Below are 26,689 nucleotides of genomic sequence, written 5' to 3'. Positions count from 1 at the left end.
GGCGGGCGCGGAGGGATGCGGAGTAGATACGGCGTACTGCGGACGCGGTATGCCGCACATAAGGACGGGACCTGCGAGCGACGCGGCACCCCCGCGCCGTGGGACAGGGTGGGAGTTCCCTGGTGCGTGCCGACGGCACGACCTCGTATACGTCACTGCAGAGAGATCCCCGCCCATGTCCTGGCTGTCCCGCTTCAGCCTTGCCCAGAGAGCGCTGATCGGCCTCGTGTCGATCGTCGCGCTCCTCTTCGGTGCCATAGCCATCCCGCAGCTCAAGCAGCAGTTGCTGCCGTCCATCGAACTGCCCATGGTGTCCGTGCTCGCGCCGTACCAGGGCGCCTCCCCCGACGTGGTGGAGAAGCAGGTCGTGGAGCCGATCGAGGCCACCCTCAAGGGCGTCGACGGCCTCACCGGCATCACCTCCACCGCCAGCGAGGGCAACGCCCTCATCATGGCCACCTTCGACTACGGCGACAGCGGCACCAAGCAGCTCGTCGCCGACGTCCAGCAGGCCGTCAACCGGGCCCGCGTCCGGCTGCCCGCCGAGGTGGACCCGCAGGTGGTGGCCGGTTCCACCGACGACATCCCGACCGTCATCCTCGCCGTCACCTCCGACAAGGACCAGCAGGCCCTCGCCGACCAGCTGGAGCGCTCCGTCGTCCCCGTCCTGTCGGACATCGACGGCGTCGGCCAGGTCACCGTCGACGGGGTCCAGGAGCTCCAGGTCACCGTCACCCCCGACAACGCGAAGCTCGCGGCGGCGGGCCTCGACGGGGCCGCCCTCGCCCGGGGTCTCCAGGCGGGCGGCGCGACCGTACCCGCCGGAGCCTTCGACGAGGAGGGCAAGAACCGGAGCGTGCGCGTCGGCGCCGGTTACACCTCCCTCGCCCAGGTGGAGGAGCTGCGGCTGAGCCCCGGCCCCGGCAAGGGCGCGGTCCGCCTCGGCGACGTGGCCACCGTCAAGCAGGAGGCCGCCAAGCCCGTCTCCATCACCCGGACCAACGGCAAGCCCAGCCTCGCGCTCGTCCTGACGATGGACAAGGACGGCAGCGCCGTCGCCATCTCGGACGAGGTCAAGGACAAGCTGCCGGAGCTGCGTTCCACGCTGGGCGCCGGCGCCGAGCTGACCGTGGTCAGCGACCAGGGCCCGGCCGTCGCCAAGTCCATCTCCAGCCTCACCACCGAGGGCCTGCTCGGCCTGCTCTTCGCGGTGATCGTGATCCTGGTCTTCCTCGGCTCGCTGCGCTCGACGCTGGTCACCGCGGTCTCCATCCCGCTGTCCGTCGTGCTCGCGCTGATCGTGCTGTGGACCCGCGACCTGTCCCTCAACATGCTGACGCTGGGCGCGCTCACCATCGCCATCGGCCGCGTCGTCGACGACTCGATCGTGGTCCTGGAGAACATCAAGCGCCACCTCGGCTACGGGGAGGAGCGCGAGTCCGCCATCATCACGGCGGTCAAGGAGGTCGCCGGCGCGGTCACCTCCTCCACGCTCACCACCGTCGCCGTCTTCCTGCCGATCGGTCTCGTCGGCGGCATGATCGGCGAACTGTTCGGCTCCTTCTCGCTCACCGTCACCGCGGCCCTGCTGGCCTCGCTGCTCGTCTCGCTGACGGTCGTGCCGGTGCTGTCGTACTGGTTCCTGCGGGCCCCGAAGGGCGTGACGGCGGGGGACGCCGAGAGCGCCGCGAAGGCCCGCCGCGACGCGGAGGAGAAGGAGGCGCGCAGCCGCCTCCAGACCTTCTACGTCCGGGTCCTGGGCTTCGCCACCCGGCGCCGCCTCACCAGTGTGGCCATCGCGGTGGTCGTCCTCGTCGGCACCTTCGGGATGACCCCGCTGCTGAAGACCAACTTCTTCGACCAGGGGGAGCAGGACGTCCTGACGGTCAAGCAGGAGCTGGCCCCCGGCACCTCGCTGGCCGCCTCCGACGAGGCGAGCCGGAAGGTGGAGAAGGCGCTGTCCGGTATCGACGGCGTCAAGAGCTACCAGGTCACCGTCGGCTCCTCCGGCTTCCTCGCGGCCTTCGGCGGCGGTACGGGCTCCAACCAGGCCTCGTACCAGGTCTCGCTGGAGGACGCGGGCGACGCGGACGCCGTGAAGAAGGACATCGAGGGCGCGCTCGCCGGGCTCGACGGCATCGGCGACACCAAGATCGTGGCGGGCGACGGCTTCGGCAGCCAGAACCTCAGCGTGGTCGTCAAGGCCGGTGACGGCGAGGTCCTCGCCAAGGCCGCCGAGCAGGTCCGCGCCGAGGTCGCCGAGCTGAAGGACGTCACCGACGTCCAGAGCGACCTCTCCCAGTCCGTGCCCCGGATCTCGGTCACGGCCACCCCCAGGACCGCCGAGGCGGGCCTGGACCAGACCGCGCTCGGCGCGCTCGTCGCCCAGGCGGTACGGGGCACTCCGGCGGGCAAGGCCGTACTGGAGGACACCGAGCGCGACATCGTCATCAAGTCCGCGCAGCCGGCCACCACCCTGGCCGAACTCCAGGCCCTCCCGGTCGGCCCGCTGAAGCTCGGCGACATCGCCGAGGTCAAGGAGGTCCCCGGCCCGGTCGCGATGACCCGGATCGACGGCGCCCGCGCCGCCACCGTCACCGCGAAGCCGCTCGGCGACAACACCGGCGCGGTCAGCACCGCGCTCCAGGCGAAGCTCAAGGCCATGGACCTGCCCGAGGGGGCCACGGCCTCCATCGGCGGTGTCTCGGAGGACCAGGACGAGGCCTTCGGCTCGCTGGGCCTGGCCATGCTCGCGGCCATCGCGATCGTGTTCATGCTGCTGGTCGCGACCTTCCGCTCGCTGGTGCAGCCGCTGATCCTGCTGGTCTCGATCCCGTTCGCGGCGACCGGCGCGCTCGGCCTGCTCATCGTGACCGGCACCCCGATGGGCGTCCCGGCGATGATCGGCATGCTGATGCTCATCGGCATCGTGGTGACCAACGCGATCGTGCTGATCGACCTGGTCAACCAGTACCGGGCCCAGGGGCTGGGCGTCGTCGAGGCGGTCATCGAGGGCGGCCGGCACCGGCTCCGCCCGATCCTGATGACGGCCCTGGCGACGATCTTCGCCCTGCTCCCGATGGCGCTGGGCGTCACCGGCGAGGGCGGGTTCATCTCGCAGCCGCTCGCGGTGGTCGTGATCGGCGGCCTGGTCAGCTCTACGCTGCTGACCCTGCTCCTGGTGCCGACCCTCTACACGATGGTCGAACTCCGCAAGGACCGCCGCCGCGCGAAGAAGACGGCCCGCCTCACGGTGGTCCCGGCGCACCCGGCCGACGAGGAGACCCCGGCCAAGGTCTGACGCCGACCCGCCGCGCACGAGCCGAAGGGCCGCCCCTCGCATCGAGGGGCGGCCCTTCGGGCAGGTCCGGCGGCGGCCGGTGCTACGGCAGCGCCAGCATGCGCTCCAGCGCGAGCTTGGCGAAGCTCTCCGTCTCCTTGTCGACCTGGATCTGGTTGACGAGGTTGCCCTCGGCCAGGGACTCCAGGGTCCACACCAGGTGGGGGAGGTCGATGCGGTTCATGGTCGAGCAGAAGCAGACCGTCTTGTCGAGGAAGACGACCTCCTTGTCCTCGGCGGCGAAACGGTTCGCCAGCCGGCGGACCAGGTTCAGCTCGGTGCCGATCGCCCACTTGGAGCCGGCCGGGGCCGCCTCCAGCGCCTTGATGATGTACTCCGTCGAGCCGACGTAGTCCGCGGCCGCCACGACCTCGTGCTTGCACTCGGGGTGGACCAGGACGTTCACCCCGGGGATGCGGGCGCGCACGTCGTTGACCGAGTCGACCGAGAACCGGCCGTGGACCGAGCAGTGGCCCCGCCACAGGATCATCTTGGCGTCCCGCAGCTGCTCGGCGGTCAGGCCGCCGTTCGGCTTGTGCGGGTTGTACAGCACGCAGTCGTCCAGGGACATGTCCATGTCGCGGACGGCGGTGTTGCGGCCCAGGTGCTGGTCCGGGAGGAAGAGCACCTTCTCCCCCTGCTCGAAGGCCCACTCCAGGGCCCTCTTCGCGTTGGAGGACGTGCAGATCGTGCCGCCGTGCTTGCCGGTGAAGGCCTTGATGTCGGCGGAGGAGTTCATGTACGAGACGGGGACCGTGCGCTCGGCTATGCCGGCCTCGGTCAGCACGTCCCAGCACTCCGCGACCTGCTCGGCGGTGGCCATGTCGGCCATCGAGCAGCCGGCGGCCAGGTCCGGCAGGACCACCTTCTGGTCGTCCGAGGTCAGGATGTCCGCGGACTCGGCCATGAAGTGGACGCCGCAGAAGACGATGTACTCGGCCTCCGGCTTGGCGGCCGCGTCCTTGGCGAGCTTGAAGGAGTCACCGGTGACGTCGGCGAACTCGATGACCTCGTCACGCTGGTAGTGGTGGCCGAGGATGAAGACCTTGTCCCCGAGCTTCTCCTTGGCCGCGCGGGCGCGCGCCACCAGGTCCGGGTCCGACGGCGAGGGCAGGTCGCCGGGGCATTCCACCCCGCGCTCGCTCTTCGGGTCGGCCTCGCGGCCGAGCAGCAGCAGGGCAAGGGGCGTCGGCTGGACGTCCAAAGGCTGGGCGGTGGTCACGACACGCACCCTTTCTGTTCTGCGACAAGGGACTTCTGAAAGCAACGGCGCTTCGACTTCTCGTCTATTTGACGCTATCTATCATAGCTGCTTCACGTCAGTTTGACGATGCCGATAGTGTCAATGTGACGCATTAGCTGCCGCCCGGTCCGGGCCGCCCCCGCGTGCGGTGTGCGAGCATGAATGTCTGAAACAAGCGTCGGGTCCCGGAATGAATCCGCGGCCCCGCTCGTTGCCACCGACGGCAAGAGTCCGACGTTTCCCTGTCTCCGGCGGGGAGCCGCCCACTTCGGGAGTGAATGCAGATGTCCGTACAGGACGACAAGACCACTGTGAGCGACGGCATCCTCCTGTCCGACGCCGCCGCCGGCAAGGTCAGGGCCCTGCTGGAGCAGGAGGGCCGTGAAGACCTCGCGCTGCGCGTCGCCGTCCAGCCCGGTGGCTGCTCCGGCCTGCGCTACCAGCTCTTCTTCGACGAGCGTTCCCTCGACGGCGACGTCGTGAAGGACTTCGACGGTGTGAAGGTTGTCACCGACCGGATGAGCTCCCCGTACCTCCACGGTGCCTCCATCGACTTCGTCGACACCATCGAGAAGCAGGGGTTCACGATCGACAACCCGAACGCCACGGGTTCCTGCGCCTGCGGCGACTCGTTCAGCTAGTCCTGCCGAGTCCCACGCAGAGGGCCCGCCCCCGGTCGCATCCGACCGGCAGGCGGGCCCTCCTGCATGCCCGGGGCTACTGCCGCGCCAGCGGCTTGCCCGTCGTCGCGTCCAGCACCTTCCGGTCGCCCAGCGGCTCCTTGAGCGTCGCCGTCAGCGACATCTCCTGCGCGAGCATGATGCAGGCCTGGCCCGGCTGGTTCGGGGTGTCGATGATCTTCACCAGGACCGACTCGGCCTGCTCCCGCGCCTCCAGTGCGTACGTGGAGCACACGCTGCCCCAGAAGTTCACGGTCAGCTTCCGGTCCGCCTCCTTGTACGAGAACCCGGGCACGGTGCGCCCGTCCTGCGGCGGCACCGGCGCCGGCGACTCCTCGGCCGCGGCCGGCTGGGCCACCGTACGGCCGGGGCCGCCGTCCTTGCCCGCCACCTCGAAGAGCCAGGCCGGGACCAGGCCCCGCGCCCCGCTCACCGTCCCGGGTACCAGCCCGAGCACGGCGCCCCGCACCGTCTCCGTGCGCGGGGGCTTCATCGGACGCGGCTCCGGGTTGCACGGCAGCGTGTCCGTGGCCCCCGGCGGGGTCTGCGGGTCCAGCGGGACCGAGGTCGCGCAGCCGCTCGGCCCCGGACCGGTGCCGTCCGAGCCGCCCGACGCGGAGTTCAGCCGGGCCAGCGCCTCCACGGCGCCCACCACCCGCTGCTCGCCCGACCGCTCGGGCGCCTTCAGCTCACCGCTGCCCGCCACCACCTGGGCGCCCGCGTCCACGCTCACCTTGGTGGACCAGCCCTGCGTGGGCAGCCCGCCGACCACCGGGTCCGCCGACACCACCCGCACCGCGCCCTGGGTCAGGCGGGCGTCCAGCCGCGGGCCCTCCAGCCCGGCGGCGGCCAGCACCGGCGCCGCCGCGGCCTTGGCGGCCTCCTCCGACACCGGTTTCCCGCCGCTCGCGCCCGCGGCCTTGCCCGCGTCCCCGGCGCCTCCGGGGAGGGTGGCCGGACCGCAGGTGTCCTTGCCGCGCACGCAGTCGTCGCCCACGCCGCCGCCCGCCTGGAAGCGGGAGAAGTTCCAGGTCGCCGGGGCCTTGCGGGTCACCGTGAGCCGGGGCCCGGAGCCGTCGGCGGCCTCCCCGGCCAGCCAGACGTCACCGCTCAGCCGCGGCGCGCCGGGGATCCCGAGCGCCGCGGCGAGCCGGGCCACCTCCGCCGAGGTGACCTCCCCCGTCGCGGTGAACGTGGGCGCGGTGGCCGGCGCCTCCGGCAGCTTGCCCTCGGCCCGGTAGACCACCCCGCCGCCGGACGGGTCGGGCTCCCCGGGCGCGATGCCCGGCCCCGAGGGATCGCCCGCGCTACGGGGCGCGGAGGCCGCGCTGTCGCCCGTACGGCCGCCCCCGGTGGCGTCGCCGTGGGCCGTGGAGGCCCAGTACGCCGTCCCGCCGCCCGCGAACAGGACGGCGGCCGCGATCGAGCCGATGGCCCAGGCCGGCCGCCGCCGTGTGCCGCGTGATGTGTCGGGTTCTTCGCTGGTCACCGCATCGCTCCTTCGCCCGTTCCGTCGTACCTGATGCGGGTGGGACGGAGCAGACGCGAAACCGGTTCCCCGGGGGGCCCGGCCCCCTCGCTTCCCCTACTGGTCCCCGTACGCGGCGGTGGCCGCGATCAGCCGGGCCGAGGCGGGCGGGACACGGATCCCGTGGATCTGGGAGGGGGCCACCCGGGCCGGACGGGGACCCGCCGGGACCGCCCAGTGCGGGGCCATCCGGGCGCAGTCGCCCAGCAGCTGCGCCAGACCTGGCCTGCGGGAGACTTCCGTGGCACGCGCGTCGGCGGTGTACTCGGTGGGACCGAAGCCATCGGTGAAGGTCATGTCCGAACCGTAGGCATCCGGGCGTACGTGAAGAAAGACCTACTACGGGGTAGTTTCGTACGGTCGGATCAACGCTGCTGACCGGGTAGTTTTGACTGTCCCCTTGCCGTCCTTCGCAGGAGCATCCACGCCGTGCGTATCGCAGTCACCGGCTCCATCGCCACTGACCACCTGATGACCTTCCCCGGCCGTTTCGCCGACCAGCTGGTCGCGGACCAGCTGCACACGGTCTCCCTCTCCTTCCTCGTCGACAACCTCGACGTCCGGCGGGGCGGTGTCGGCCCGAACATCTGCTTCGGCATGGGGCAGCTCGGCAGCCGCCCGATCCTGGTCGGCGCGGCCGGCTCCGACTTCGACGAGTACCGCGCCTGGCTGGACCGCCACGGCGTCGACACCGAGTCGGTCCGCATCTCCGAGGTGCTGCACACCGCACGCTTCGTGTGCACCACGGACGCCGACCACAACCAGATCGGCTCCTTCTACACGGGCGCGATGAGCGAGGCCCGGCTGATCGAGCTGAAGTCCGTCGCCGACCGGGTGGGCGGCCTGGACCTCGTCCTGATCGGCGCGGACGACCCCGAGGCGATGCTCCGCCACACGGAGGAGTGCCGCACCCGCGGGATCCCCTTCGCCGCGGACTTCTCCCAGCAGATCGCCCGGATGGACGGCGAGAACATCCGCACCCTGATGGACGGGGCGACCTACCTCTTCTCGAACGAGTACGAGAAGGGCCTCATCGAGTCGAAGTCGGGCTGGACGGACGAGGAGATCCTCGCCAAGGTCGGCACCCGCGTCACCACCCTCGGCTCGAACGGCGTGAAGATCGAGCGGGTCGGCGAGGCCCCGATCGTCGTCGGCTGCCCCGAGGAGAACGCGAAGGTCGACCCGACCGGCGTCGGCGACGCGTTCCGCGCCGGGTTCCTGACCGGTCTCGGCTGGGGCGTCGGCCTGGAGCGCGCGGCGCAGCTCGGCTGCATGCTCGCGACGCTGGTCATCGAGACCCTGGGCACCCAGGAGTACACCCTGGCCCGGGCCCACTTCATGGAGCGCTTCACCAAGGCGTACGGGGAAGAGGCGGCGGCGGAGGTCAAGTCCCACCTGGCGTAGCGGCCCGGCGGGACCGGATTGCCCGCCGGGCAATTCCAGCCTCGCCGGCGTTTTGAGGCGCGGGTCCGGGCAGAGCCCGGGGCCCGGCGGAGCCGGGTTTCCTGGGACTCCGCCCCAGACCCCGCGCCTCGAACGCCGGCGAGGCTGGATCGCGGAGCCTCGGTCAGAGCAGACGTCGCACGGTGTAGGCGAAGCCGACCTCGCGCCCCGCTTCGCCCACGTACGCGTGCCCCCGCATCGCGCACCACGCCGGGATGTCCAGCCGGGCCACCTCGTCGTCGGAGACGACCGTCACGGTGCCGCCCACCGGGACCCGGCCGATGGCGCGGGCCAGCTCGATCACCGGCTGGGGGCACAGCAGGCCGAGCGCGTCGACCTCCAGGGAGTCGGCCTCCGGCGGCGCCGCCGGGGCCTCGCTCACGCCGAGCTTCTCCCGTACGCCCGCCACCGCACCCGGCAGCACCTCCAGGAAGGCGTTGACCTCCTCCGCCGTGGTCCCCGGCGGCAGGGACACCCGTACGTTCCCCTCCGACAGCACCCCCATCGCCCGCAGCACGTGACTGGGGGTCAGCGTGGAGCTCGTACAGGAGGAGCCGGAGGAGACCGAGAAGCCGGCCCGGTCCAGCTCGTGCAGCAGGCTCTCCCCGTCGACGTACAGGCAGGAGAACGTGACCAGGTGGGGCAGACGGCGGACCGGCGCGCCGACCACCTCCACGTCCGGGACCAGCCGGACCACCCGCCGCCGGATCCGGTCCACCAGGACCCGCAGCCGGGCGGCCTCCGCGTCGGCCTCGGCCCGTACGGCCCGCAGCGAGGCCGCCGCCGCCACGATCGCGGGGAGGTTCGCGAAGCCGGGGGAGCGCCCCGACTCCCGTTCGTCCGCCGGGCCTTGGGAGGAGAACCGGACCCCCTTGCGGACCGCGAGCAGGCCGACCCCCGGCGGGCCGCCCCACTTGTGGGCGCTCGCGGCCAGGACGGACCAGGCGCCCTCCACCGGGCCCCAGCCCAGCGACTGCGCCGCGTCCACCAGCAGCGGCACCCCGGCCGCCGCGCAGGCCTCGGCGACCTCCGCCACCGGCTGGACGGTGCCCACCTCGTGGTTGGCCGACTGGAGGCAGGCCAGGGCGGTCCGCGCACCGAGGGCGTCGGCGTACCCGGCGGGGTCCACCGCGCCGTAGCGGTCCACCGGAACCTGGGTCACGGTGCCGCCGGTTCGCTCGTGCGCGTCCGCCGCGTGCAGTACAGAACTGTGTTCGACCGCCGATACGACCAGATGGCCGCCGACACGCCGGCGTCCGGCGAGGGCCCCGGCGAGGCCCGTGTGAACCGCGTGCGTCCCCGAAGGAGTGAACACGAGCTCGTCGGCGCGACAGCCCACCGACTCCGCCGCCGCCTCCCGCGCCGCGTCCAGCAGCAGCCGGGCACGCCTCCCCTCCCGGTACAGCCGGGCCGGGTCGGCCCAGCCCTCGTCCAGGGAGGCCTGCAACGCCTGCCGGGCCACGGGGTGCAGGGGGGCGGCGGACGCGGTGTCGAAGTACGGCATCCCGTCACGCTAGCCGCAGCCTCCGCCGTCCGAGGTCAGGGGCCGTCAGAAGTCTTCCGGACCGGGCCGGTCAGGGCCGTTCGCCCCGTCCCCCGGACGGCGGATCCATCCCTTCGGGGGCAGTAGCGGCGCGTTGGGCACCCTCCCCGCGCGACCCCAAATAGCGTCCAGTAGGGTTTGGTCCGCATAAACATCCAAACCCCTGCCTGCGTCAGGGCCGGCGACCGACCCGAACACGGCCGCGGCCGGCCGCGCGGGCCGAGACTCTCGGGAAGGCGCTACGTGAGTCCCTACGGCTCCGACCGCTCGCCGCGGCGCCCGATGCGGCGGAAGCTGCTGCAGGCGCTGACTGCGGGCGTGGTCCTGGCGACCGCCACTGGTTGCTCGTATACATGGAAAGACTTCCCCCGCCTCGGAATGCCGACTCCGGTAACCGAGGAGGCGCCGCGCATCCTCTCCCTGTGGCAGGGATCCTGGGCAGCCGCGCTCATCACGGGCATCCTGGTGTGGGGCCTGATCATGTGGAGCGTCATCTTCCACCGGCGTAGCCGGACGAAGGTGCAGGTTCCGCCGCAGACCCGGTACAACATGCCCATCGAGGCGCTGTACACCGTGGTTCCGCTCATCATCGTCTCGGTGCTCTTCTACTTCACCGCGCGTGACGAGTCGAAGCTGCTCTCCCTCTCCGCCAAGCCGGCTCACACGATCAACGTGATCGGCTACCAGTGGAGCTGGGGCTTCAACTACATCGAGAACGTCGACGGCGACGCGGCGACCCCGAAGGCGGGTGAGGTCCCCAAGGAGCTCGCCAGCATCCCGGACCGCTTCTCCAAGGCCTTCCCCGCCGGCGCCGAGGGCGTCTACGAGAAGGGCGTCCCCGGAGACCGGAACCCGGACACCAACAACCCGGGGCCGACGCTGGTCCTCCCCGTGGGTGAGAAGGTCCGCTTCATCCTGTCGTCGAACGACGTCATCCACTCCTTCTGGGTGGTCCCGTTCCTGTTCAAGCAGGACGTCATCCCGGGCCACACCAATGTCTTCGAGGTCACCCCTTCCCAGAAGGGCACCTTCATGGGCAAGTGCGCCGAGCTCTGCGGCGTCGACCACTCCCGGATGCTCTTCAACGTCAAGGTCGTCTCGCCCGAGGAGTACCGGGCGCACCTGAAGCAGCTGGCCGAGAAGGGGCAGACCGGCTTCCTGCCGGCGGGCATCAAGCAGACCGACCCGGCCCGGAATGCGGAGACGAACAAACTGTGAGCATCCTCAACGAACCTCAGGGTGCCGCCGCAGCTGACTCGTACGAGAACGAGCTGCCGGTACGGCGCAAGCAGCCGGGCAACGTGGTCATCAAGTGGCTCACCACCACCGACCACAAGACCATCGGCACGATGTACCTGGTCACTTCGTTCGTGTTCTTCATCATCGGCGGGATCATGGCGCTCTTCATGCGCGCCGAGCTGGCCCGTCCGGGTACGCAGATCATGTCGAACGAACAGTTCAACCAGGCGTTCACGATGCACGGCACGATCATGCTGCTGATGTTCGCGACGCCGCTGTTCGCCGGATTCGCGAACTGGATCATGCCGCTGCAGATCGGTGCGCCCGACGTGGCGTTCCCGCGGCTGAACATGTTCGCGTACTGGCTGTACCTCTTCGGCTCGACCATCGCGGTGGCGGGCTTCGCCACGCCGAACGGTGCCGCCGACTTCGGCTGGTTCGCCTACTCCCCGCTGTCGGACGCGGTCCGCTCGCCGGGCATCGGCGCCGACATGTGGATCATGGGTCTGGCCTTCTCCGGCTTCGGCACGATCCTCGGCTCGGTCAACTTCATCACCACGATCATCTGCATGCGCGCGCCCGGCATGACGATGTTCCGCATGCCGATCTTCACCTGGAACGTGCTGCTGACCGGTGTCCTGGTCCTGCTCGCCTTCCCGGTGCTGGCCGCCGCGCTCTTCGCGCTGGAGGCCGACCGCAAGTTCGGTGCGCACGTGTTCGACTCGGCCAACGGCGGCGCCTTGCTGTGGCAGCACCTCTTCTGGTTCTTCGGACACCCAGAGGTGTACATCATCGCCCTGCCGTTCTTCGGAATCATTTCCGAAGTGATCCCGGTCTTCTCCCGCAAGCCGATGTTCGGTTACATCGGTCTGATCGGCGCGACGATCGCGATCGCCGGCCTCTCGGTGACCGTGTGGGCCCACCACATGTACGTCACCGGTGGTGTGCTGCTGCCGTTCTTCTCCTTCATGACCTTCCTGATCGCGGTACCGACCGGTGTGAAGTTCTTCAACTGGATCGGCACCATGTGGAAGGGCTCACTGTCCTTCGAGACACCGATGCTCTGGGCCGTCGGCTTCCTGATCACCTTCACCTTCGGTGGTCTGACCGGCGTCATCCTGGCCTCGCCCCCGATGGACTTCCACGTCTCCGACTCGTACTTCGTCGTCGCGCACTTCCACTACGTCATCTTCGGCACCGTGGTGTTCGCGATGTTCTCCGGATTCCACTTCTGGTGGCCGAAGTTCACGGGCAAGATGCTGGACGAGCGCCTCGGCAAGATCACCTTCTGGACGCTGTTCATCGGCTTCCACGGAACGTTCCTGGTGCAGCACTGGCTGGGTGCCGAGGGCATGCCGCGCCGTTACGCGGACTACCTCGCCGCCGACGGCTTCACCGCGCTGAACACGATCTCGACGATCAGCTCGTTCCTGCTGGGCCTGTCGATGCTGCCGTTCATGTACAACGTCTGGAAGACGGCGAAGTACGGCAAGAAGATCGAGGTCGACGACCCGTGGGGCTACGGCCGTTCGCTGGAGTGGGCGACTTCCTGCCCGCCGCCGCGGCACAACTTCCTCACCCTGCCGCGGATCCGCTCCGAATCCCCGGCGTTCGACCTGCACCACCCGGAGATCGCGGCCCTCGACCACCTCGAGGACCACACCGCCGGCGGGACCAAGGCCCTCACCGGTGACAAGGAGGCCGGCAAGTGAAGATCCAGGGCAAGATGTTCCTCTGGCTCTCCTTCTTCGTCCTGATCATGGCCGTCGTGTACGGCGTGTGGTCGAAGGAGCCCGTAGGCACCACCGCGCTGTTCCTCACCTTCGGCCTGACCGTCATGATCGGCTACTACCTGGCCTTCACGGCCAAGCGCGTGGACGAGATGGCCCAGGACAACCTGGAGGCCGACGTCGCCGACGAGGCGGGCGAGCTGGGGTTCTTCTCCCCGCACAGCTGGCAGCCGCTCTCGCTGGCCATCGGTGGCGCCCTCGCCTTCATGGGAGTCATCTTCGGCTGGTGGCTCATGTACTTCTCCGCCCCGGTCATCCTGATCGGCCTGTGGGGCTGGGTGTACGAGTACTACCGCGGTGAGAACCAGAACCAGTAGCACCGCCCGCGCGGCCGCGTCGCGCACCACTTGGGGCCCGGACACCTCTTCGGAGGAGTCCGGGCCCCTCGTTTGCAGTCATCCCGCGCGCCGTATTTGTCATACCTTCATAGCGTTGGCCCCATGAAGCACTCACCGCGTCTTTGGACGGTACTCAGCTGCTCCCTGCTGGTCGCGTCCCTCGGGGCCGGCGCCACCGCATGCGGGTCCGGCGACAACCCGCTGTCCGCCCGCCCGTACGACGCGGGCGATCAGGTCGCCTTCAACCAGACCGCCGGCAGCCGCCCCGTGGACCCCAGCCGGCCCCTCGAAGTCACCGCCAAGAGCGGCAAGGGCCGGATCACCGACGTGAGCGTCGTGGACGCCCACGGACGCCGCCTGGCGGGCGAACTGACCGCCAAGGGCGACCGCTGGCACAGCACCGCCCCGATGGCCGCCGGCGTCCGCTACACGGTCACCGTGAGCACCGAGGACGAGCGCGGCGCTCCGGGGCGGCGCACGCTCACCTTCGACACGACCCCCTCCAAAGGGGTCCTCGAGGTCGAGTTCGGCCCGGAGGAGGGCAAGTACGGCGTCGGACAGCCCCTCACCGCCGACCTCAACGAGCCCGTCAAGGACAAGGCCGCCCGCGCGATCGTGGAGCGGGGCCTGGTCGTCGACACCCCGCCCGGTGTCGTGGGCGCCTGGCACTGGGTGGACGACAAGACGCTCCACTACCGCCCCAAGGAGTACTGGCCCGCCAACACCGAGGTCTCCGTACGGAGCAACCTCGAAGGCATCAAGATCACGGACGAGCTCCACGGGGCCGCGGCCAAGCCGCTGAAGCTGGAGATCGGCGACCGCGTCGAGGTCACCACCGACGCCTCCTCGCACTACCTCACGTTCGAGCGCAACGGAGAAGTGGTCACCACCATTCCGGTGACCACCGGAAAGCCCGGCTTCTCCACCCGCAACGGGATCAAGGTGGTGCTCGGCAAGCAGTACTACGTCCAGATGCGCGGAGACACCGTCGGCATCGGCGGCAGCGAGTACTACAACCTGCCCGTCTACTGGGCGACCCGCGTCACCTGGAGTGGTGAATACGTCCACGCCGCGCCGTGGTCCATCGGCTCGCACGGCTACGAGAACGTCAGCCACGGCTGCACGGGCATGAGCACCGGCAACGCCGCCTGGTTCTACGAGAACATCACCGAGGGCGACATCGTCCAGGTGATCAACAGCATCGGCGACGACATGGACATCTTCGGCAACGGCTTCGGCGACTGGAACATGGACTGGAAGGACTGGCGCGAAGGCAGCGCCCTGCTGAAGGGCACTCAGGAGGGCCGCAGCCCCGTCGACCAGGCCCGCCTGCGTCCCACCGTCTAGTCCGAGTCCGAGTCCGGGGCCCGGCGCGCCCGTCGCCGGCCCGCGGGGTCGTACGCGCTCACGCGTACGGCCCCGTTCCGCCCCGCGCCGCGCCCGGGCGGCGCAGGAGTGCGGCGGGAGGGGCCGTACGGCCCCACAGGCGCTCCTGGGGCCGTACGGGAGGTGATCAGGCGTCCAGGGACAGCCGGGCCCGCAGAAGGCCCGCCAGGGCGTCCGCGAACTCCACAGGATCCACCGGAAGGGTGACGGCCGCGTCCGCGCGGCTCCACGTGGCCAGCCAGGCGTCCTGGGGGCGTCCCATCAGCAGCAGTACGGGCGGGCAGCGGAAGATCTCGTCCTTGATCTGCCGGCACACCCCCATGCCCCCGGCCGGAACCGCCTCGCCGTCCAGCACGCACACGTCGATGCCGCCCGCGTCCAGCTCCGACAGGACCGCCGGAAGGGTCGCGCACTCCAGGAACTCCACCGGAGGCAGGTCCGCGGCCGGCCTGCGACCGGCCGCCAGCCGCACCTGCTCCCGGGTGCTCGCGTCGTCGCTGTAGACCAGAACCCGCGCAGTCGCCCGCATTTCGTTCCTCCACGTGGCCGTGAATCACGCTCTCGATGCGCGGATGCTACTCCGTCCGACCCCGTGTCAACATCGGTTCGGACAGCATCGCCAGGATGCTTTCGAGGCCCGTCTGATGGGCCGTTCGGGCCTTGCACACGCCCCGGACACTCCGAACGGCACCCCCCAGGGTGAGGGCGGGATAAGCGACCGACATAATGTCGGTCGTGGCGACAGCAACGACAGTAGATACCGGGCACGCGCACCCGACGGTCAACAGGCCGAACCTCGTCAGCGTCGGAACCATCATCTGGTTGAGTTCCGAGCTGATGTTCTTCGCGGCCCTCTTCGCGATGTACTTCACCCTGCGATCCGTGATGGGCGCCGAGTACTGGACAGCGCAGGCCGAGAGCCTGAACCTGCCCTTCTCGGCGACGAACACCACGATCCTGGTGCTCTCCTCGCTCACCTGCCAGCTCGGCGTATTCGCCGCCGAGCGAGGTGACGTGAAGAAGCTCCGGACGTGGTTCATCATCACGTTCGTCATGGGTGCGATCTTCATTGGCGGCCAGGTGTTCGAGTACACCGAGCTGGTCAAGCACGAGGGCATGAGCCTCTCGTCCGGTCCGTACGGCTCGGTCTTCTACTTGACCACCGGCTTCCACGGACTGCACGTGACGGGCGGTCTCATTGCCTTCCTGCTGGTCCTCGGCCGGACGTACGCGGCCAAGAGGTTCACCCACGAACAGGCCACGTCGGCCATCGTCGTGTCCTACTACTGGCACTTCGTCGATGTCGTCTGGATCGGCCTCTTCGCGACGATCTACCTGATCAAGTAGCGAACACGTCACCGGGCAGGTCCCGGCACTCCATCCAGAAACACCGACGCAGAAGATCCTGACACCGGGGTAATCCGTGAAAAAGCTCTCCGCACGACGACGCCATCCGCTGGCGGCGGTCGTCGTTCTACTCCTCGCGCTGGCGGCCACTGGGGGGCTGTACGCCGCCTTCGCGCCCGCAGGCAAGGCGCAGGCCGATGAAACCGCCCAGTCCCTCGCCATCGAGGAGGGCAAGAAGCTGTACGCCGTGGGCTGCGCAAGCTGCCACGGAACCGGCGGTCAGGGTTCCTCTGACGGCCCGAGCCTGGTCGGGGTCGGGGCCGCGGCCGTCGACTTCCAGGTCAGCACGGGCCGCATGCCCGCCCAGCAGCCCGGCGTGCAGGTGCCGAAGAAGCCCAAGATCTACTCTCAGGAGCAGATCGACCAGCTGGCCGCGTACATCGCCTCCCTGGGCGCCGGCCCGAGCGTGCCGACCGAGAAGCAGTTCGACCCGGCCGGTGCCGACATCGCCAACGGTGGTGAGCTGTTCCGCAACAACTGCGCGCAGTGTCACAACTTCACCGGTGAGGGCGGCGCGCTGACGAACGGCAAGTACGCCCCGAACCTCGAGGGCGTGGAGCCGAAGGTCATCTACGAGGCCATGCTCACCGGCCCGCAGAACATGCCCTCCTTCCCGGACAGCACCATGCCGGAGAAGGAGAAGAAGGACATCATCGCGTACCTCCAGAACGTGAACGGCGATAAGTCGACGAACCCCGGTGGCCTCAAGCTCGGCGGCCTCGGCCCCGTTTCCGAGGGTCTGTTCGGCTGGATCTTCGGTCTGGGTGCGCTGATCGCTGTCGCCGTCTGGGTCGCGGCCCACACCGCTAAGGCCAAGAAGTCATGAGTAGCCAAGACATTCCCGAAGAGAAGCACCTGCCGAGTGAGCAGGGCGACGCGCACCACGGTGCCGTAGCGGTCGCGGACGACCCGTTCGCCGACCCGGGCATGCCGGCCCACCGGCCGCGCATCCAGGACATCGACGAGGCGGCCGCCAAGCGCTCCGAGCGCACCGTCGCCCTGATGTTCACGCTGTCGATGCTGTCCACGATCGGCTTCATCGCCGCCTTCGTGACCATCCCGATCGACAAGATCGTGTACATCTTCCCCATCGGGAAGGTGAGCGCGCTCAACTTCAGCCTCGGTCTGACGCTGGGCCTGGCCCTCTTCCTCATCGGCGCGGGCGCGGTCCACTGGGCCCGCACCCTGATGTCCGACGTGGAGATCGCCGACGAGCGCCACCCCATGGGTGCCTCGGCGGAGGTCAAGGCCCAGGTCATGAGCGACTTCCGGGCCGGTACGGACGAGTCGACCATCGCCCGCCGCCCGCTCATCCGGAACACGATGCTCGGTGCGCTGGCCCTGGTGCCGCTCTCCGGCATCGTCATCCTGCGCGACCTGGGCCCGCTGCCCGAGGACAAGCTCCGCAAGACCCTGTGGGCCAAGGGCAAGCTGCTCATCAACCAGAACACGATGGAGCCGCTGCGTCCCGAGGACGTCGTCGTCGGTTCGCTGACCTTCGTCCAGCCCGAGGGCCTGGAAGAGGGACAGCACGACTTCCAGACGCAGATCGCCAAGGCCGCCCTGATGATCGTCCGCATCCAGCCGGAGGACATCAAGGACAAGCAGGAACTCGAGTGGTCCCACGAGGGCATCGTGGCCTACTCGAAGATCTGCACCCACGTCGGCTGCCCGATCAGCCTGTACGAGCAGCAGACGCACCACGTGCTCTGCCCGTGCCACCAGTCCACCTTCGACCTCTCCGACGGCGCCCGTGTCATTTTCGGCCCGGCCGGTCACGCGCTTCCGCAGCTGCGGATCGGCGTGAATGACGAAGGCTTCCTCGAAGCGCTCGGCGACTTCGAAGAGCCCGTCGGTCCTGCCTTCTGGGAGCGCGGATGAGCACCGCCACTGATACTGGGCGCCAAGCGCCGGCCGGCGAGCGCGTAGCTGACTGGGTGGATGGCCGCCTGGGCATCTACAGCATGGCCAAGAACAGCATGCGCAAGATCTTCCCGGACCACTGGTCCTTCATGCTGGGTGAGATCTGCCTGTACAGCTTCATCGTCATCATCCTCACGGGTACCTACCTGACGATGTTCTTCCACCCGAGCATGAACGAGGTCGTGTACCACGGCTCGTACGTGCCCATGCAGGGTGTGCAGATGTCCGAGGCCTACGCCTCGACCCTGCGGATCAGCTTCGACGTCCGCGGCGGTCTGCTCATCCGGCAGATCCACCACTGGGCGGCACTGATCTTCATCGCCGCGATGATCGTGCACATGATGCGCGTCTTCTTCACCGGCGCGTTCCGCAAGCCGCGCGAGATCAACTGGCTGTTCGGTTTCTCGCTGCTGTTCATCGGCATGTTCACCGGCTTCACCGGCTACTCCCTGCCGGACGACCTGCTCTCGGGTACGGGTGTCCGCTTCATGGAGGGCGCGATCCTGTCCGTGCCGGTCGTCGGCACGTACCTGTCGTTCTTCCTGTACGGCGGCGAGTTCCCCGGCGGCGACTTCGTCGCACGGTTCTACTCGTTCCACATCCTGCTGCTGCCCGGCATCATGATCGGCCTGGTCGTGGCGCACCTGACCCTGGTCTGGGTGCACAAGCACACCCAGTTCGCGGGCCCGGGCAAGACGAACAACAACGTCGTCGGCACGCCGCTGCTCCCGGTGTACACCGCCAAGGCCGGAGGCTTCTTCTTCCTGGTCTTCGGTGTCATCACCGCGATCGCCGCCGTGGCCTCGATCAACCCGATCTGGGCCCTCGGCCCGTACCGCCCGGACCACGTGTCCACCGGCGCGCAGCCCGACTGGTACATGGGTATGCCGGAAGGCCTGATCCGAGCCATGCCCGGCTGGGAGATCAACCTGTGGGGCCACACGCTCGTCCTGGGCGTGTTCATCCCGCTGCTGCTCTTCCCGCTGGTGCTGTGCTCGATCGCCGCCTGGCCGTTCATCGAGTCCTGGATCACCGGGGACAAGCGCGAGCACCACATCCTGGACCGCCCGCGCAACGTCCCGACCCGTACGGCCTTCGGTGTCGCCTACCTGGCGGAGTACGCCGTGCTGCTGATCGGCGGTGGAAACGACATGTTCGCGCAGTACTTCCACCTCTCGCTCAACGCGATCACCTGGTTCGTCCGGATCGGCTTCTTCGTCGTCCCGGTCGTCGCCTTCATCATCACCAAGCGGATCTGCCTGGGCCTCCAGCGCCGGGACCGGGACAAGGTGCTGCACGGTCGCGAGACCGGCATCATCAAGCGCCTGCCGCACGGTGAGTTCGTGGAGGTCCACGAGCCGCTGTCGCAGGGCCAGCTGCACACCCTCACCTCGCACGAGCAGTACAAGCCCGTCGAGATCGGCCCGACGGTCGACGAGAACGGTGTCAAGCGCAAGGTGAAGAGCACGGAGAAGCTCCGCGCGAAGCTCAGCAAGGGCTTCTACGCGGAGAACAACCAGATTCCGAAGCCCACGGTGGAGGAGTACAAGGAGATCCAGAGCGGCCACGGCCACCACTGATCCCCTGCTGAACGCATGAGGGACTGGTTTCGGCCAGTCCTGGTGTCGCCACGGTGAGAGCCCCGTCCAGTGTCTGGACGGGGCTCTTTGCCGCCCCCCGGGGCTGGATAGGCTGAGGGTCTTCCCATTCGACGTGGGCGGCGAAAATGGGGGCGGCCCACTAGCACAGGAGCGGACCATGAACGTTGTGACCCCGGCAGGCGGCGACAGCGTGGCGGCCCGTAGCTGGCCGGGCGTCCTCGACGCCCTGCTGACCGGCCGGGACCTGAGCGCCGACGACACGGCCTGGGCCATGGACCGGATCATGCGCGGGGAGGCCACCGACGCCCAGATCGCGGGTTTCGTGGTCGCGCTGCGGGCCAAGGGGGAGACGGTCACGGAGATCACCGGCATGGTGCGCGCCATGTACGACCACGCCAACCTGATCGAGGTGCCGGGCCGGACGGTGGATATCGTCGGCACGGGCGGCGACGGGGCCAAGACGGTGAACATCTCCACGATGTCGGCGATCGTGGTGGCCGGTACCGGCGCCAAGGTGGTCAAGCACGGGAACCGGGCCGCGTCCTCCGCGAGCGGGTCCTCGGACGTCCTGGAGAAGCTCGGCGTCAACCTCAACCTCAGCACCTCACGGGTCGTCGAGGTCGCCGAGGCGGCCGGCATCACCTTCTGCTTCGCGGTGAAGTTCCACCCGGCGCTGCGGCACGTGGCCGCGGCCCGCAAGGAGCTGGGCATCCGGACCACCTTCAACTTCCTAGGCCCGCTGACGAATCCGGCGCGGGTACGGGCCCAGGCGACCGGCGTGGCCGACGCCCGGGTGGCCCCGATCGTGGCGGGCGTGCTCGCCGAGCGGGGCTCGTCCGCGCTGGTCTTCCGCGGTGACGACGGCCTGGACGAACTGACCACGACGGCGACCTCGCGCGTCTGGTGGGTCCGCGACGGCAAGGTCTCGGAGCAGTCCTTCGACCCGCGCGACGTCGGCATCGACCTGGTCGACGTAGCGGCCCTCGCCGGCGGGGACCCCTCGTACAACGCGGACGTGGCCCGCCGCCTGCTGGCGGGCGAGACCGGCCCGGTCCGCGACGCGGTGCTGCTGAACTCGGCCGCGGCCCTGGTGGCCCTGGACCCCGGCACGGGCACGCTGGAGGAGCAGATCGCGGCGGGCATCGCCCTCGCGGCCCGGTCCATCGACTCGGGCGAGGCCCGGGCGGCGCTGGAGCGGTGGGTGGCGGCGAGCAACGCCTGATCATTTCCGGCCAAGGCCCCGGTCCACCATGCGGACCGGGGTCTTGCGCTCGGGGGATCTTGTGGCAGGATGCTGGACAGGTCACGAGTGACAGCGTTTAGGCCCCGGCTTGCTGTCCGGCAACCCTCCTTCCGTGGCGGGGTGCCCCGGGTGATGACCAGGTCGTAGGCAGCGAGGTCTACGGCAAGCGCGGATCCCTCGACACCAGGGGTCCTGGTCTCTCGAGGAGCGTTTTCCGTGAGCAAGCGAATGCGATAGGGCGACTCCGCCCCTTCTTCAACCCTCGGACAGGGTCACTTCTGCGTACCCCCGTTCGCTCCGAGGACTTCCCGTACCCCGGACGGCCCAGAGCCGCGTCCCCGTACGGGCACACCGAAGCCATTCACCCCTGCCTGCCGGGAGATACCGCCATGTCCGCATCCCTGAACGCCGCCACCGCCACCGCCACCGCCGAGGGCCCCGCCTGTGCCGAGCCGCTGCCGGTGCTCGGCCGGGACGTCACCGTCCCCCTCGTCACCGGAGGCGAGGTCACCTACGCGGCCCTCGACTACGCGGCCTCCGCCCCCGCGCTCCAGCGGGTCTGGGACGACGTGGCCGCCTACGCCCCCTACTACGGCAGCGTGCACCGCGGCGCCGGCTACCTCTCGCAGCTGTCCACCGACCTCTTCGAGCAGAGCCGGGCCACGGTCGCCGAGTTCCTCGACTGCCGCCCCGCCGACCAGGTGGTCTTCACCCGGTCCACCACCGACTCCCTGAACCTCCTCGCCGCCGCCCTTCCGGCCGACTGCCAGGTCTTCGTCTTCGAGACCGAGCACCACGCCTCGCTGCTGCCGTGGACGGACGCGCAGGTCACCTACCTCAACGCCCCGCGCACCCCGGACGAGGCCGTCGCCACCCTGGAGCGGGCGCTGGCCGACCGCGACCCCTACGGCCCGGCCCTGGTCTGCGTCACCGGCGCGTCCAACGTCACCGGTGAACTGTGGCCGGTGAAGGAACTCGCCGCCGCCGCGCACGCCCACGGCGCGCGGATCGTCCTGGACGCCGCCCAGCTCGCCCCGCACCACCCCGTCTCGGTCCAGGACCTGGACGTGGACTGGGTCGCCTTCTCCGGACACAAGCTCTACGCCCCCTTCGGCTCGGGCGTCCTCGCCGGCCGCGCGGACTGGCTCCAGGCGGCCGAGCCGTACCTCGCGGGCGGCGGTGCCTCCCGCAAGGTGGCCCGGCGCGAGGACGGCGGCGTGGACGTCGAGTGGCACACCACGGCCGCCCGCCACGAGGCCGGTTCCCCCAACGTCATCGGCGTCTACTCCATCGCCTCCGCCTGCAAGGCCCTGACCGAGGCCGGGTTCGACAGCCTGGTCGCCCGCGAGCGCCACCTCATCGCGAAGGTCCGCGAGGGCCTGGCGGAGGTCCCGGCGGTCCGCGTCCTGTCCCTCTTCGGGGACGAGGCCCCCCGGGTCGGCGTCATCTCCTTCGTCGTGGACGGCTGGAACAGCTCGCACTTCGCGGCCGCGCTGTCCGCCGAGTACGGCATCGGCGTACGCGACGGCCTGTTCTGCGCCCACCCGCTGGTCCGCACCCTGCTGGGCAGCGAGCCGCAGGCCCAGGGCGAGTGCGGTGCGCCGGAGGCGGCGCCGGGGGAGCGCTCGCTGAACGCGATCCGCGTCAGCTTCGGCGCCGGCACGCCTGACGAGCACGTGGAGCGTTTCGTCCGCGCGGTGCGGGAGCTCGTCGCGGACGGCGCGAAGTGGCAGTACCGCACCGAAGAGGGCCGCTGCGTCCCGGCCGTCTGACCCTGACAGGATGCGGGGCATGAGCTACTGGGACCCGCTGCCGTACGTCCGGGCCGCGGAGAGCGGGCCGCTGCCCGCCCCGGACGGCGGCACGTGGCTGCCCGCCGCGGAGCACCGCGGCGGCTGGTGGAACCCCCGCCCCGACCGCTGGGCGGAGCGCGACTGGCGCAACGTGCCGGGGCCGTTCTACGGGGCGGGGACCGACAACTGCTGGATGGGCCGGCTGATCGCCCCCGGGCACGTGCTCTACGACGACGAGTGGGGCGCGGAGTTCGTCTACCGGCAGCCCCGTGACGCGGCGCAGGCGCTGGCGCTGCTGGGCGCGGTCGCGCAGGACCCGATGGTCGGGTACGCCTGCGACGGTGACGACCACTGGACCCCGGATCTGGTCCGGGACTGGTGGCGCGATCGTGGCGGGGTGAGGGAGTGGGCCGCCGCCGTGGGCCGGACGTGGTCTGTGTCCGAGCGGGCCGAAGAACGCGAAGCCGCAGCCGGGGCGCGTGAGTACGCGGCGTACATCGACGCCGGCCTGGGGGAGTACCTCCGCGGGTACGTCTTCCACCTGTCAGAAGGCCGCGCCGCCGGCCCGGGCGAAGCCCTGCCGACCCTCTGATCCGCTGCCCTGCGGGGTACGGCCTTGCCCCTGCGGGCGGCCCGGCGTGTACGGCCTTGCCCCTGCGGGCGGCCCGGCGTGTACGGCCTTGCCCGTGCGGGCGGCCCGGCGGGTACGGCCTTGCCCGTGCAGGCGGCCCGGCGGGTGCGGGGGTGGGGCGGGGCCGCTCCGGAGTGTCTCCTCGGCTCGCGCACTGAGGTCAGGCTGCGTGGGTGCGGCCCGGGTTGCGCGCTCGTCCTGCGGGGACACTCCTGCGCGTCCCCACCCCACGGCCGACTCCGCTGGCGAGGCCCGGCCCCTGCCCGGGTGGGGGAGCGGGGGCGCGCAGGGACGTCCCCGCAGGACGAGCGCGCAACCGGCCTGACGGTGCGTGACCGGGCTCAGTGCGCGAGCCGAGGAGACGTCCCGGAGGGCCGCCGCGGACAGGCCCGGCAGCCGGGATCCCGCCCGGGTGGGTCACCCGTACCCGTACGGCCCGTGCCCGGCAGGTGGGATTCCGCCCGGGTGGGTCACCCGTACCCGTACGGCCCGTGCCCGGAGGGCGGGATCCCGCCCGGGGGCACATTTCCAGCCCCGCCGGCGATTGAGGCGAACCCCCCGCCAGAGCCCAGCGCTAAGCGTCCAGGCCGATGGCGAACGCCGCTTCCAAGTCGTGCTGCGAGTACGTGCGGAACGCCACGTGCGTGTCCGTCGCCTCCACGCCCGGGATCTTGCTGATGCGGCCCGGGATGATGTCCGCCAGGTTCTCGTGGCGGGCCACGCGGACCAGCGCGATGAGGTCGTACGTACCCGTGACGGAGTAGACCTCGCTGACGCTGTCCAGCGCGGCGATGGACTCGGCGATCTCGGGGATGCGGTCCACGCTGGTCTTGATGAGCACGATCGCGGTGATCACGGCTGGCTGTCTCCCTCGGTGGCCGTCGCTGGTCGCCTCACTCTAGTCGTACGCCGATACCGGCCCCAGGCGTAGACGAAGCCGAGCGAGAAGCCCACCAGGTGGGCCAGATAGGCGACACCCGGTCCGCTGTCCGCGCGGTGCGCCGCCACCCACTGCAGGGCGAACCAGAACAACAGCACGATCCACGCCGGGAACCGCAGCGGCAGGAAGAACAGGAACGGGAACAGGCTCGTCACCCTGGCCCGCGGGAGCAGGCACAGGAAGGCGCCGAGGACCGCCGAGATCGCCCCGGAGGCCCCGACCAGCGTCTGCGAGGACCCGGCGTTCGCCGCCGCGTACGCCGCCAGCGCCAGGTAACCCGTACAGATGTAGAAGACGAGGAACGCCGGGCGGCCCATCCGCTCCTCGGTCATCGCGCCGAAGACGTAGAGGAAGAGCATGTTCCCGAGCAGGTGCAGCCAGCTGCCGTGGACGAACAGCGCGGTCAGCGGCGTCAGCCAGGCGCGCGGGGTGCCCGTGAAGAGCTCGTCCGGGACCACGCCCCAGCGCCGGAAGTACCCCGTCCCGGAGGACAGCAGGGCCTCGCCCGTCCCGTAGGCCGGGTTCAGTCCCGAGGCGGGGCCGAGCAGGAACACCACACAGCAGCCGGCGATCAGCGCGTGGGTGACCACCGGTCCCCGGGCGGCCTCGCGGACGGCCTGCCACCTTACGATCATGCGACTGATCATGACTCAACCGGGCCCACCTGAAGCGGTGGCAGGCCGTAGGGTTACGAGCTGCGGTCCGCTGGGCGACGCGTACGGCGCCGCGGACGGCTTTAATTGAATCAGCTACGAAGGAGAGAGCGGCCTGATGACGGTTCCCCTGCCGACCGACACCACCCGGTGGCGCTGCACCCTGTGCGGCAACCTCACGCGCTTCGACGTCACCCGTTCGTCGAAGGTCGTGGAGTACGTCCACCTGGACCTCGCCGGGGAGCCCAAGGTCGAGGAGCGCGAGGTGGTCAATGAGACCATCGAGTCGGTCCGCTGCCGCTGGTGCAACGCGGTGGACCAGATCGAGCTCGTGGACAGGCCGGGCGCGGACTCCTGAGGGAGCCGCGTCCACAGGTAGATCACGGTAGGGGTGACGGATTGTGGAGCCAGCAAGCGGCGCTGAGCCGGCCGAACCGGCCGGCGACGCCGCCGAGGTGCTCGACCGCCCGCTGCCGGAAGGCGTGCGGCGCCGGGTCGTCGCGCTCGTCTCGGACGCCTTCGGCGGACTGACGGTCGCGGACCTCCCGGCGCAGCTGCGCCAGTACGCCCGCTTCACCCCGACCCGGCGCGCCAAGTTCGCGGGCAACGCCATGGCCGCGGCAGTCGAGACCGACCCCGTGTTCCGCGGCAGGGTCGCGGAGAAGCTGCGCGAGGCGCAGGTGGACCTGGCCGCGGCGCTGGAGTCCGGTGCGCCGCCGGCCGCCGCGGATCCGCTGGACGTGGCGGCCGCCGCGTACGTCCTGCGGCCGGTCGGCTGGGTGAAGCTGGTGGCCGCCGCGGGCGAGGAGGCGCAGCGCGCCGACGCCGAGCGGATCGGCGAGGAGACCCGGCGCGAGCTGGAACGGCTCCGCGAGGAGCTGGCCCACGTACGGGAGCTGCAGCGCACGGGCGGCGAGCAGGTGCGGGCCGAACTGGACGCGGCCCGCAAGGAAGCCGAATCGCTTCAGCGCAAGCTGCGCAGCGCCCTCAGCGACGTCAAGCGCGGCGAGGCGGCCCTGCGCAAGCTGAACGCCGAGGTCGACGGGATCCGCGGCGAGGCGGCGACCCGGGTGGCCACCGCCGAGAGCGAGTCCCGGCGGCTCAAATCGCGTCTGGCGGAGGTGGAGACGGCGCTGGAGGCCTCGCGTCGGGCCACCCGCGAGGGGCGCAGCATCGAGGACATGCGGCTGCGGCTGCTGCTGGACACCGTGCTGGACGCGGCGCAGGGGCTGCGCCGCGAGCTGGCGCTGCCGCCGGTCTCGACCCGGCCGGCCGACACCGTGGAAGCGGTGGAGCCGGGCCGGATGACGCCGAAGGACATCGCGGCCCGGGCCCTGTCCGAGACCGATCCGGCGCTGCTGGACCAGTTGTTGGCGCTGCCTCAGGCCCATCTGGTGGTCGACGGCTACAACGTGACGAAGACCGGCTATCCGACGATGCCGCTGGAGAAGCAGCGGTTGCGGCTGCTGGGCGGGCTGTCGATGCTGGCCGCGCAGACGGGCGCGGAGATGACCTGTGTGTTCGACGGGGCGGAGCTGGCGGCCCCGGTGCTGCTCGCGCCGCCGCGCGGGGTGCGGGTGCTCTTCTCCAAGGCCGGGGTGACGGCGGACGAGCTGATCCGCCAGCTGGTGCGGGCCGAGCCGCCCGGCAGGCCGGTGGTGGTGGTCTCCACGGACCGGGAGGTCGCCGACGGGGTGGCCAAGGCCGGGGCGCGGCCCGTGGCGTCCGCCTTGTTGCTGAAGCGGCTTTCGCGCGTTTCGTAACTCCTGGCCTGAATGCCGGAATTGGCAGGGTGGGTGGAGGACGCACCGTCAAGTGCCCGGCACGGAGCGTGCGCTGTAGGTAAAGAAGCTGGTAGGAGAGCGAGTTTTTTCCCGCGGGGATTTGAAGTGATCACAGCGGGGTCACTAGGGTCTGTTCAAACCTTCGTGCGGTAGATCACTCATTCGGGGTGTCGGCGGAGGTGCT

At 70.2% G+C, this 26,689-nt stretch carries 23 protein-coding genes and 1 riboswitch; of the genes, 16 read left to right on the top strand and 7 right to left on the bottom strand.

All coding sequences use genetic code 11. The features are described 5' to 3' along the window. The first annotated feature begins 175 nt into the window (after positions 1–175). Positions 176–3,301 (top strand): efflux RND transporter permease subunit, encoded by a 3,126-nt coding sequence (locus tag AB0D94_RS10275; RefSeq protein ID WP_362048547.1) that lies wholly within the window; start codon positions 176–178, stop codon positions 3,299–3,301. A gap of 82 nt (positions 3,302–3,383) precedes the next feature. On the opposite strand, the gene nadA is transcribed toward AB0D94_RS10275, so the two are convergent. After that, positions 3,384–4,571, bottom strand: a complete 1,188-nt coding sequence (gene nadA, locus AB0D94_RS10270; protein WP_362048544.1) for a quinolinate synthase NadA — start codon at positions 4,569–4,571, stop codon at positions 3,384–3,386. Positions 4,572–4,867: 296 nt separating this feature from the next. Here nadA and AB0D94_RS10265 point away from each other — a divergent pair, with 296 nt between their 5' ends. Then, positions 4,868–5,224: an iron-sulfur cluster assembly accessory protein gene (locus tag AB0D94_RS10265; protein WP_362048541.1), complete on the top strand. Its 357-nt coding sequence runs from the start codon at positions 4,868–4,870 to the stop codon at positions 5,222–5,224. Between the two features lie 76 nt (positions 5,225–5,300). On the opposite strand, the gene AB0D94_RS10260 is transcribed toward AB0D94_RS10265, so the two are convergent. Together AB0D94_RS10260 and AB0D94_RS10255 are read right to left on the bottom strand one after the other, a co-directional pair. Further along, a complete protein-coding gene (locus AB0D94_RS10260) occupies positions 5,301–6,752 on the bottom strand; it encodes a hypothetical protein (RefSeq protein ID WP_362048538.1) in 1,452 nt (483 codons plus the stop codon). A 96-nt stretch (positions 6,753–6,848) separates the two neighbouring features. Next, complete coding sequence (locus AB0D94_RS10255) at positions 6,849–7,088, bottom strand: hypothetical protein (protein ID WP_362048535.1); 240 nt, start codon at positions 7,086–7,088, stop codon at positions 6,849–6,851. Positions 7,089–7,220: 132 nt separating this feature from the next. On the opposite strand from AB0D94_RS10255, the gene AB0D94_RS10250 reads away from it, so the two are divergent. Next, positions 7,221–8,195, top strand: coding sequence for a carbohydrate kinase family protein (locus AB0D94_RS10250; RefSeq protein WP_362048532.1), 975 nt, complete (start codon positions 7,221–7,223; stop codon positions 8,193–8,195). A gap of 163 nt (positions 8,196–8,358) precedes the next feature. Here the strand turns inward: AB0D94_RS10250 and AB0D94_RS10245 are convergent, their stop codons facing one another. Continuing rightward, a complete protein-coding gene (locus AB0D94_RS10245) occupies positions 8,359–9,738 on the bottom strand; it encodes an aminotransferase class V-fold PLP-dependent enzyme (protein ID WP_362048529.1) in 1,380 nt (459 codons plus the stop codon). A 282-nt stretch (positions 9,739–10,020) separates the two neighbouring features. On the opposite strand from AB0D94_RS10245, the gene coxB reads away from it, so the two are divergent. The 4 genes from coxB (at position 10,021) to AB0D94_RS10225 (ending at position 14,491) form a co-directional block, all read left to right on the top strand. Beyond that, positions 10,021–10,995, top strand: a complete 975-nt coding sequence (coxB, locus tag AB0D94_RS10240; RefSeq protein ID WP_362048526.1) for a cytochrome c oxidase subunit II — start codon at positions 10,021–10,023, stop codon at positions 10,993–10,995. Next, positions 10,992–12,728, top strand: coding sequence for a cytochrome c oxidase subunit I (gene ctaD / locus AB0D94_RS10235; RefSeq protein WP_362048523.1), 1,737 nt, complete (start codon positions 10,992–10,994; stop codon positions 12,726–12,728). Before coxB ends, ctaD begins: the two co-directional genes overlap by 4 nt. Then, on the top strand, positions 12,725–13,123 hold the full coding sequence (locus tag AB0D94_RS10230) for a cytochrome c oxidase subunit 4 (protein WP_362048520.1): 399 nt from the start codon (positions 12,725–12,727) through the stop codon (positions 13,121–13,123). The genes ctaD and AB0D94_RS10230 overlap by 4 nt, the downstream gene beginning before the upstream one ends. 123 nt (positions 13,124–13,246) lie before the next feature. Next, a complete protein-coding gene (locus AB0D94_RS10225) occupies positions 13,247–14,491 on the top strand; it encodes an Ig-like domain-containing protein (protein ID WP_362048517.1) in 1,245 nt (414 codons plus the stop codon). 166 nt (positions 14,492–14,657) lie between these two features. On the opposite strand, the gene AB0D94_RS10220 is transcribed toward AB0D94_RS10225, so the two are convergent. After that, entirely contained in the window at positions 14,658–15,059 is a 402-nt protein-coding gene (locus AB0D94_RS10220; protein ID WP_362048514.1) for a hypothetical protein, read from the bottom strand. Between the two features lie 197 nt (positions 15,060–15,256). Here AB0D94_RS10220 and AB0D94_RS10215 point away from each other — a divergent pair, with 197 nt between their 5' ends. From AB0D94_RS10215 to AB0D94_RS10185, 7 genes are all read left to right on the top strand, one after another. After that, positions 15,257–15,877, top strand: coding sequence for a heme-copper oxidase subunit III (locus tag AB0D94_RS10215; protein ID WP_362048511.1), 621 nt, complete (start codon positions 15,257–15,259; stop codon positions 15,875–15,877). 76 nt (positions 15,878–15,953) lie between these two features. Continuing rightward, entirely contained in the window at positions 15,954–16,763 is an 810-nt protein-coding gene (locus AB0D94_RS10210; protein ID WP_362048508.1) for a c-type cytochrome, read from the top strand. Beyond that, positions 16,760–17,818, top strand: coding sequence for a Rieske 2Fe-2S domain-containing protein (locus tag AB0D94_RS10205; protein WP_362048505.1), 1,059 nt, complete (start codon positions 16,760–16,762; stop codon positions 17,816–17,818). Before AB0D94_RS10210 ends, AB0D94_RS10205 begins: the two co-directional genes overlap by 4 nt. Then, on the top strand, positions 17,815–19,440 hold the full coding sequence (locus tag AB0D94_RS10200; RefSeq protein ID WP_362048502.1) for a ubiquinol-cytochrome c reductase cytochrome b subunit: 1,626 nt from the start codon (positions 17,815–17,817) through the stop codon (positions 19,438–19,440). The genes AB0D94_RS10205 and AB0D94_RS10200 overlap by 4 nt, the downstream gene beginning before the upstream one ends. A 178-nt stretch (positions 19,441–19,618) precedes the next feature. Continuing rightward, positions 19,619–20,683, top strand: coding sequence for an anthranilate phosphoribosyltransferase (gene trpD / locus AB0D94_RS10195; RefSeq protein ID WP_362048499.1), 1,065 nt, complete (start codon positions 19,619–19,621; stop codon positions 20,681–20,683). Positions 20,684–20,762: 79 nt separating this feature from the next. Next, a riboswitch (SAM riboswitch) is annotated at positions 20,763–20,879 on the top strand. A gap of 214 nt (positions 20,880–21,093) precedes the next feature. Further along, on the top strand, positions 21,094–22,476 hold the full coding sequence (locus AB0D94_RS10190) for an aminotransferase class V-fold PLP-dependent enzyme (RefSeq protein WP_362048496.1): 1,383 nt from the start codon (positions 21,094–21,096) through the stop codon (positions 22,474–22,476). A 19-nt stretch (positions 22,477–22,495) separates the two neighbouring features. Continuing rightward, a complete protein-coding gene (locus AB0D94_RS10185; protein ID WP_362048493.1) occupies positions 22,496–23,089 on the top strand; it encodes a ferredoxin in 594 nt (197 codons plus the stop codon). A 613-nt stretch (positions 23,090–23,702) separates the two neighbouring features. Here AB0D94_RS10185 and AB0D94_RS10180 read toward each other — a convergent pair. Both AB0D94_RS10180 and AB0D94_RS10175 read right to left on the bottom strand, forming a co-directional pair. Then, positions 23,703–23,984: an Lrp/AsnC ligand binding domain-containing protein gene (locus AB0D94_RS10180; RefSeq protein WP_008738815.1), complete on the bottom strand. Its 282-nt coding sequence runs from the start codon at positions 23,982–23,984 to the stop codon at positions 23,703–23,705. After that, positions 23,981–24,703, bottom strand: coding sequence for a rhomboid family intramembrane serine protease (locus tag AB0D94_RS10175; protein ID WP_362048489.1), 723 nt, complete (start codon positions 24,701–24,703; stop codon positions 23,981–23,983). The genes AB0D94_RS10180 and AB0D94_RS10175 overlap by 4 nt, the downstream gene beginning before the upstream one ends. A gap of 136 nt (positions 24,704–24,839) precedes the next feature. Here AB0D94_RS10175 and AB0D94_RS10170 point away from each other — a divergent pair, with 136 nt between their 5' ends. Beyond that, positions 24,840–25,079, top strand: a complete 240-nt coding sequence (locus AB0D94_RS10170; RefSeq protein ID WP_008738811.1) for a hypothetical protein — start codon at positions 24,840–24,842, stop codon at positions 25,077–25,079. Positions 25,080–25,119: 40 nt separating this feature from the next. Beyond that, positions 25,120–26,484 carry an NYN domain-containing protein gene (locus AB0D94_RS10165; RefSeq protein WP_362048635.1) on the top strand — a complete coding sequence of 455 codons (1,365 nt, stop codon included), beginning with the start codon at positions 25,120–25,122 and terminating at the stop codon, positions 26,482–26,484. Positions 26,485–26,689 lie beyond the last annotated feature (205 nt).

It is taken from the genome of Streptomyces sp. NPDC048255 (genome assembly GCF_040652415.1).
Classification (GTDB): domain Bacteria; phylum Actinomycetota; class Actinomycetes; order Streptomycetales; family Streptomycetaceae; genus Streptomyces.
Note: the sequence above shows the minus strand (reverse complement) of the source record. Positions and strands in the feature narration are given on the sequence as shown.

Coding starts and splice junctions, on each gene's coding strand:
- AB0D94_RS10255 (WP_362048535.1), bottom strand. CDS start 7,088: ATGACCTTCACCGATGGCTTCGGTCCCACCGAGTACACCGCCGACGCG.
- AB0D94_RS10275 (WP_362048547.1), top strand. CDS start 176: ATGTCCTGGCTGTCCCGCTTCAGCCTTGCCCAGAGAGCGCTGATCGGC.
- AB0D94_RS10220 (WP_362048514.1), bottom strand. CDS start 15,059: ATGCGGGCGACTGCGCGGGTTCTGGTCTACAGCGACGACGCGAGCACC.
- AB0D94_RS10170 (WP_008738811.1), top strand. CDS start 24,840: ATGACGGTTCCCCTGCCGACCGACACCACCCGGTGGCGCTGCACCCTG.
- AB0D94_RS10175 (WP_362048489.1), bottom strand. CDS start 24,703: ATGATCGTAAGGTGGCAGGCCGTCCGCGAGGCCGCCCGGGGACCGGTG.
- AB0D94_RS10190 (WP_362048496.1), top strand. CDS start 21,094: ATGTCCGCATCCCTGAACGCCGCCACCGCCACCGCCACCGCCGAGGGC.
- AB0D94_RS10200 (WP_362048502.1), top strand. CDS start 17,815: ATGAGCACCGCCACTGATACTGGGCGCCAAGCGCCGGCCGGCGAGCGC.
- AB0D94_RS10245 (WP_362048529.1), bottom strand. CDS start 9,738: ATGCCGTACTTCGACACCGCGTCCGCCGCCCCCCTGCACCCCGTGGCC.
- AB0D94_RS10265 (WP_362048541.1), top strand. CDS start 4,868: ATGTCCGTACAGGACGACAAGACCACTGTGAGCGACGGCATCCTCCTG.
- trpD (WP_362048499.1), top strand. CDS start 19,619: ATGAACGTTGTGACCCCGGCAGGCGGCGACAGCGTGGCGGCCCGTAGC.
- AB0D94_RS10185 (WP_362048493.1), top strand. CDS start 22,496: ATGAGCTACTGGGACCCGCTGCCGTACGTCCGGGCCGCGGAGAGCGGG.
- AB0D94_RS10225 (WP_362048517.1), top strand. CDS start 13,247: ATGAAGCACTCACCGCGTCTTTGGACGGTACTCAGCTGCTCCCTGCTG.
- AB0D94_RS10205 (WP_362048505.1), top strand. CDS start 16,760: ATGAGTAGCCAAGACATTCCCGAAGAGAAGCACCTGCCGAGTGAGCAG.
- AB0D94_RS10215 (WP_362048511.1), top strand. CDS start 15,257: ATGTCGGTCGTGGCGACAGCAACGACAGTAGATACCGGGCACGCGCAC.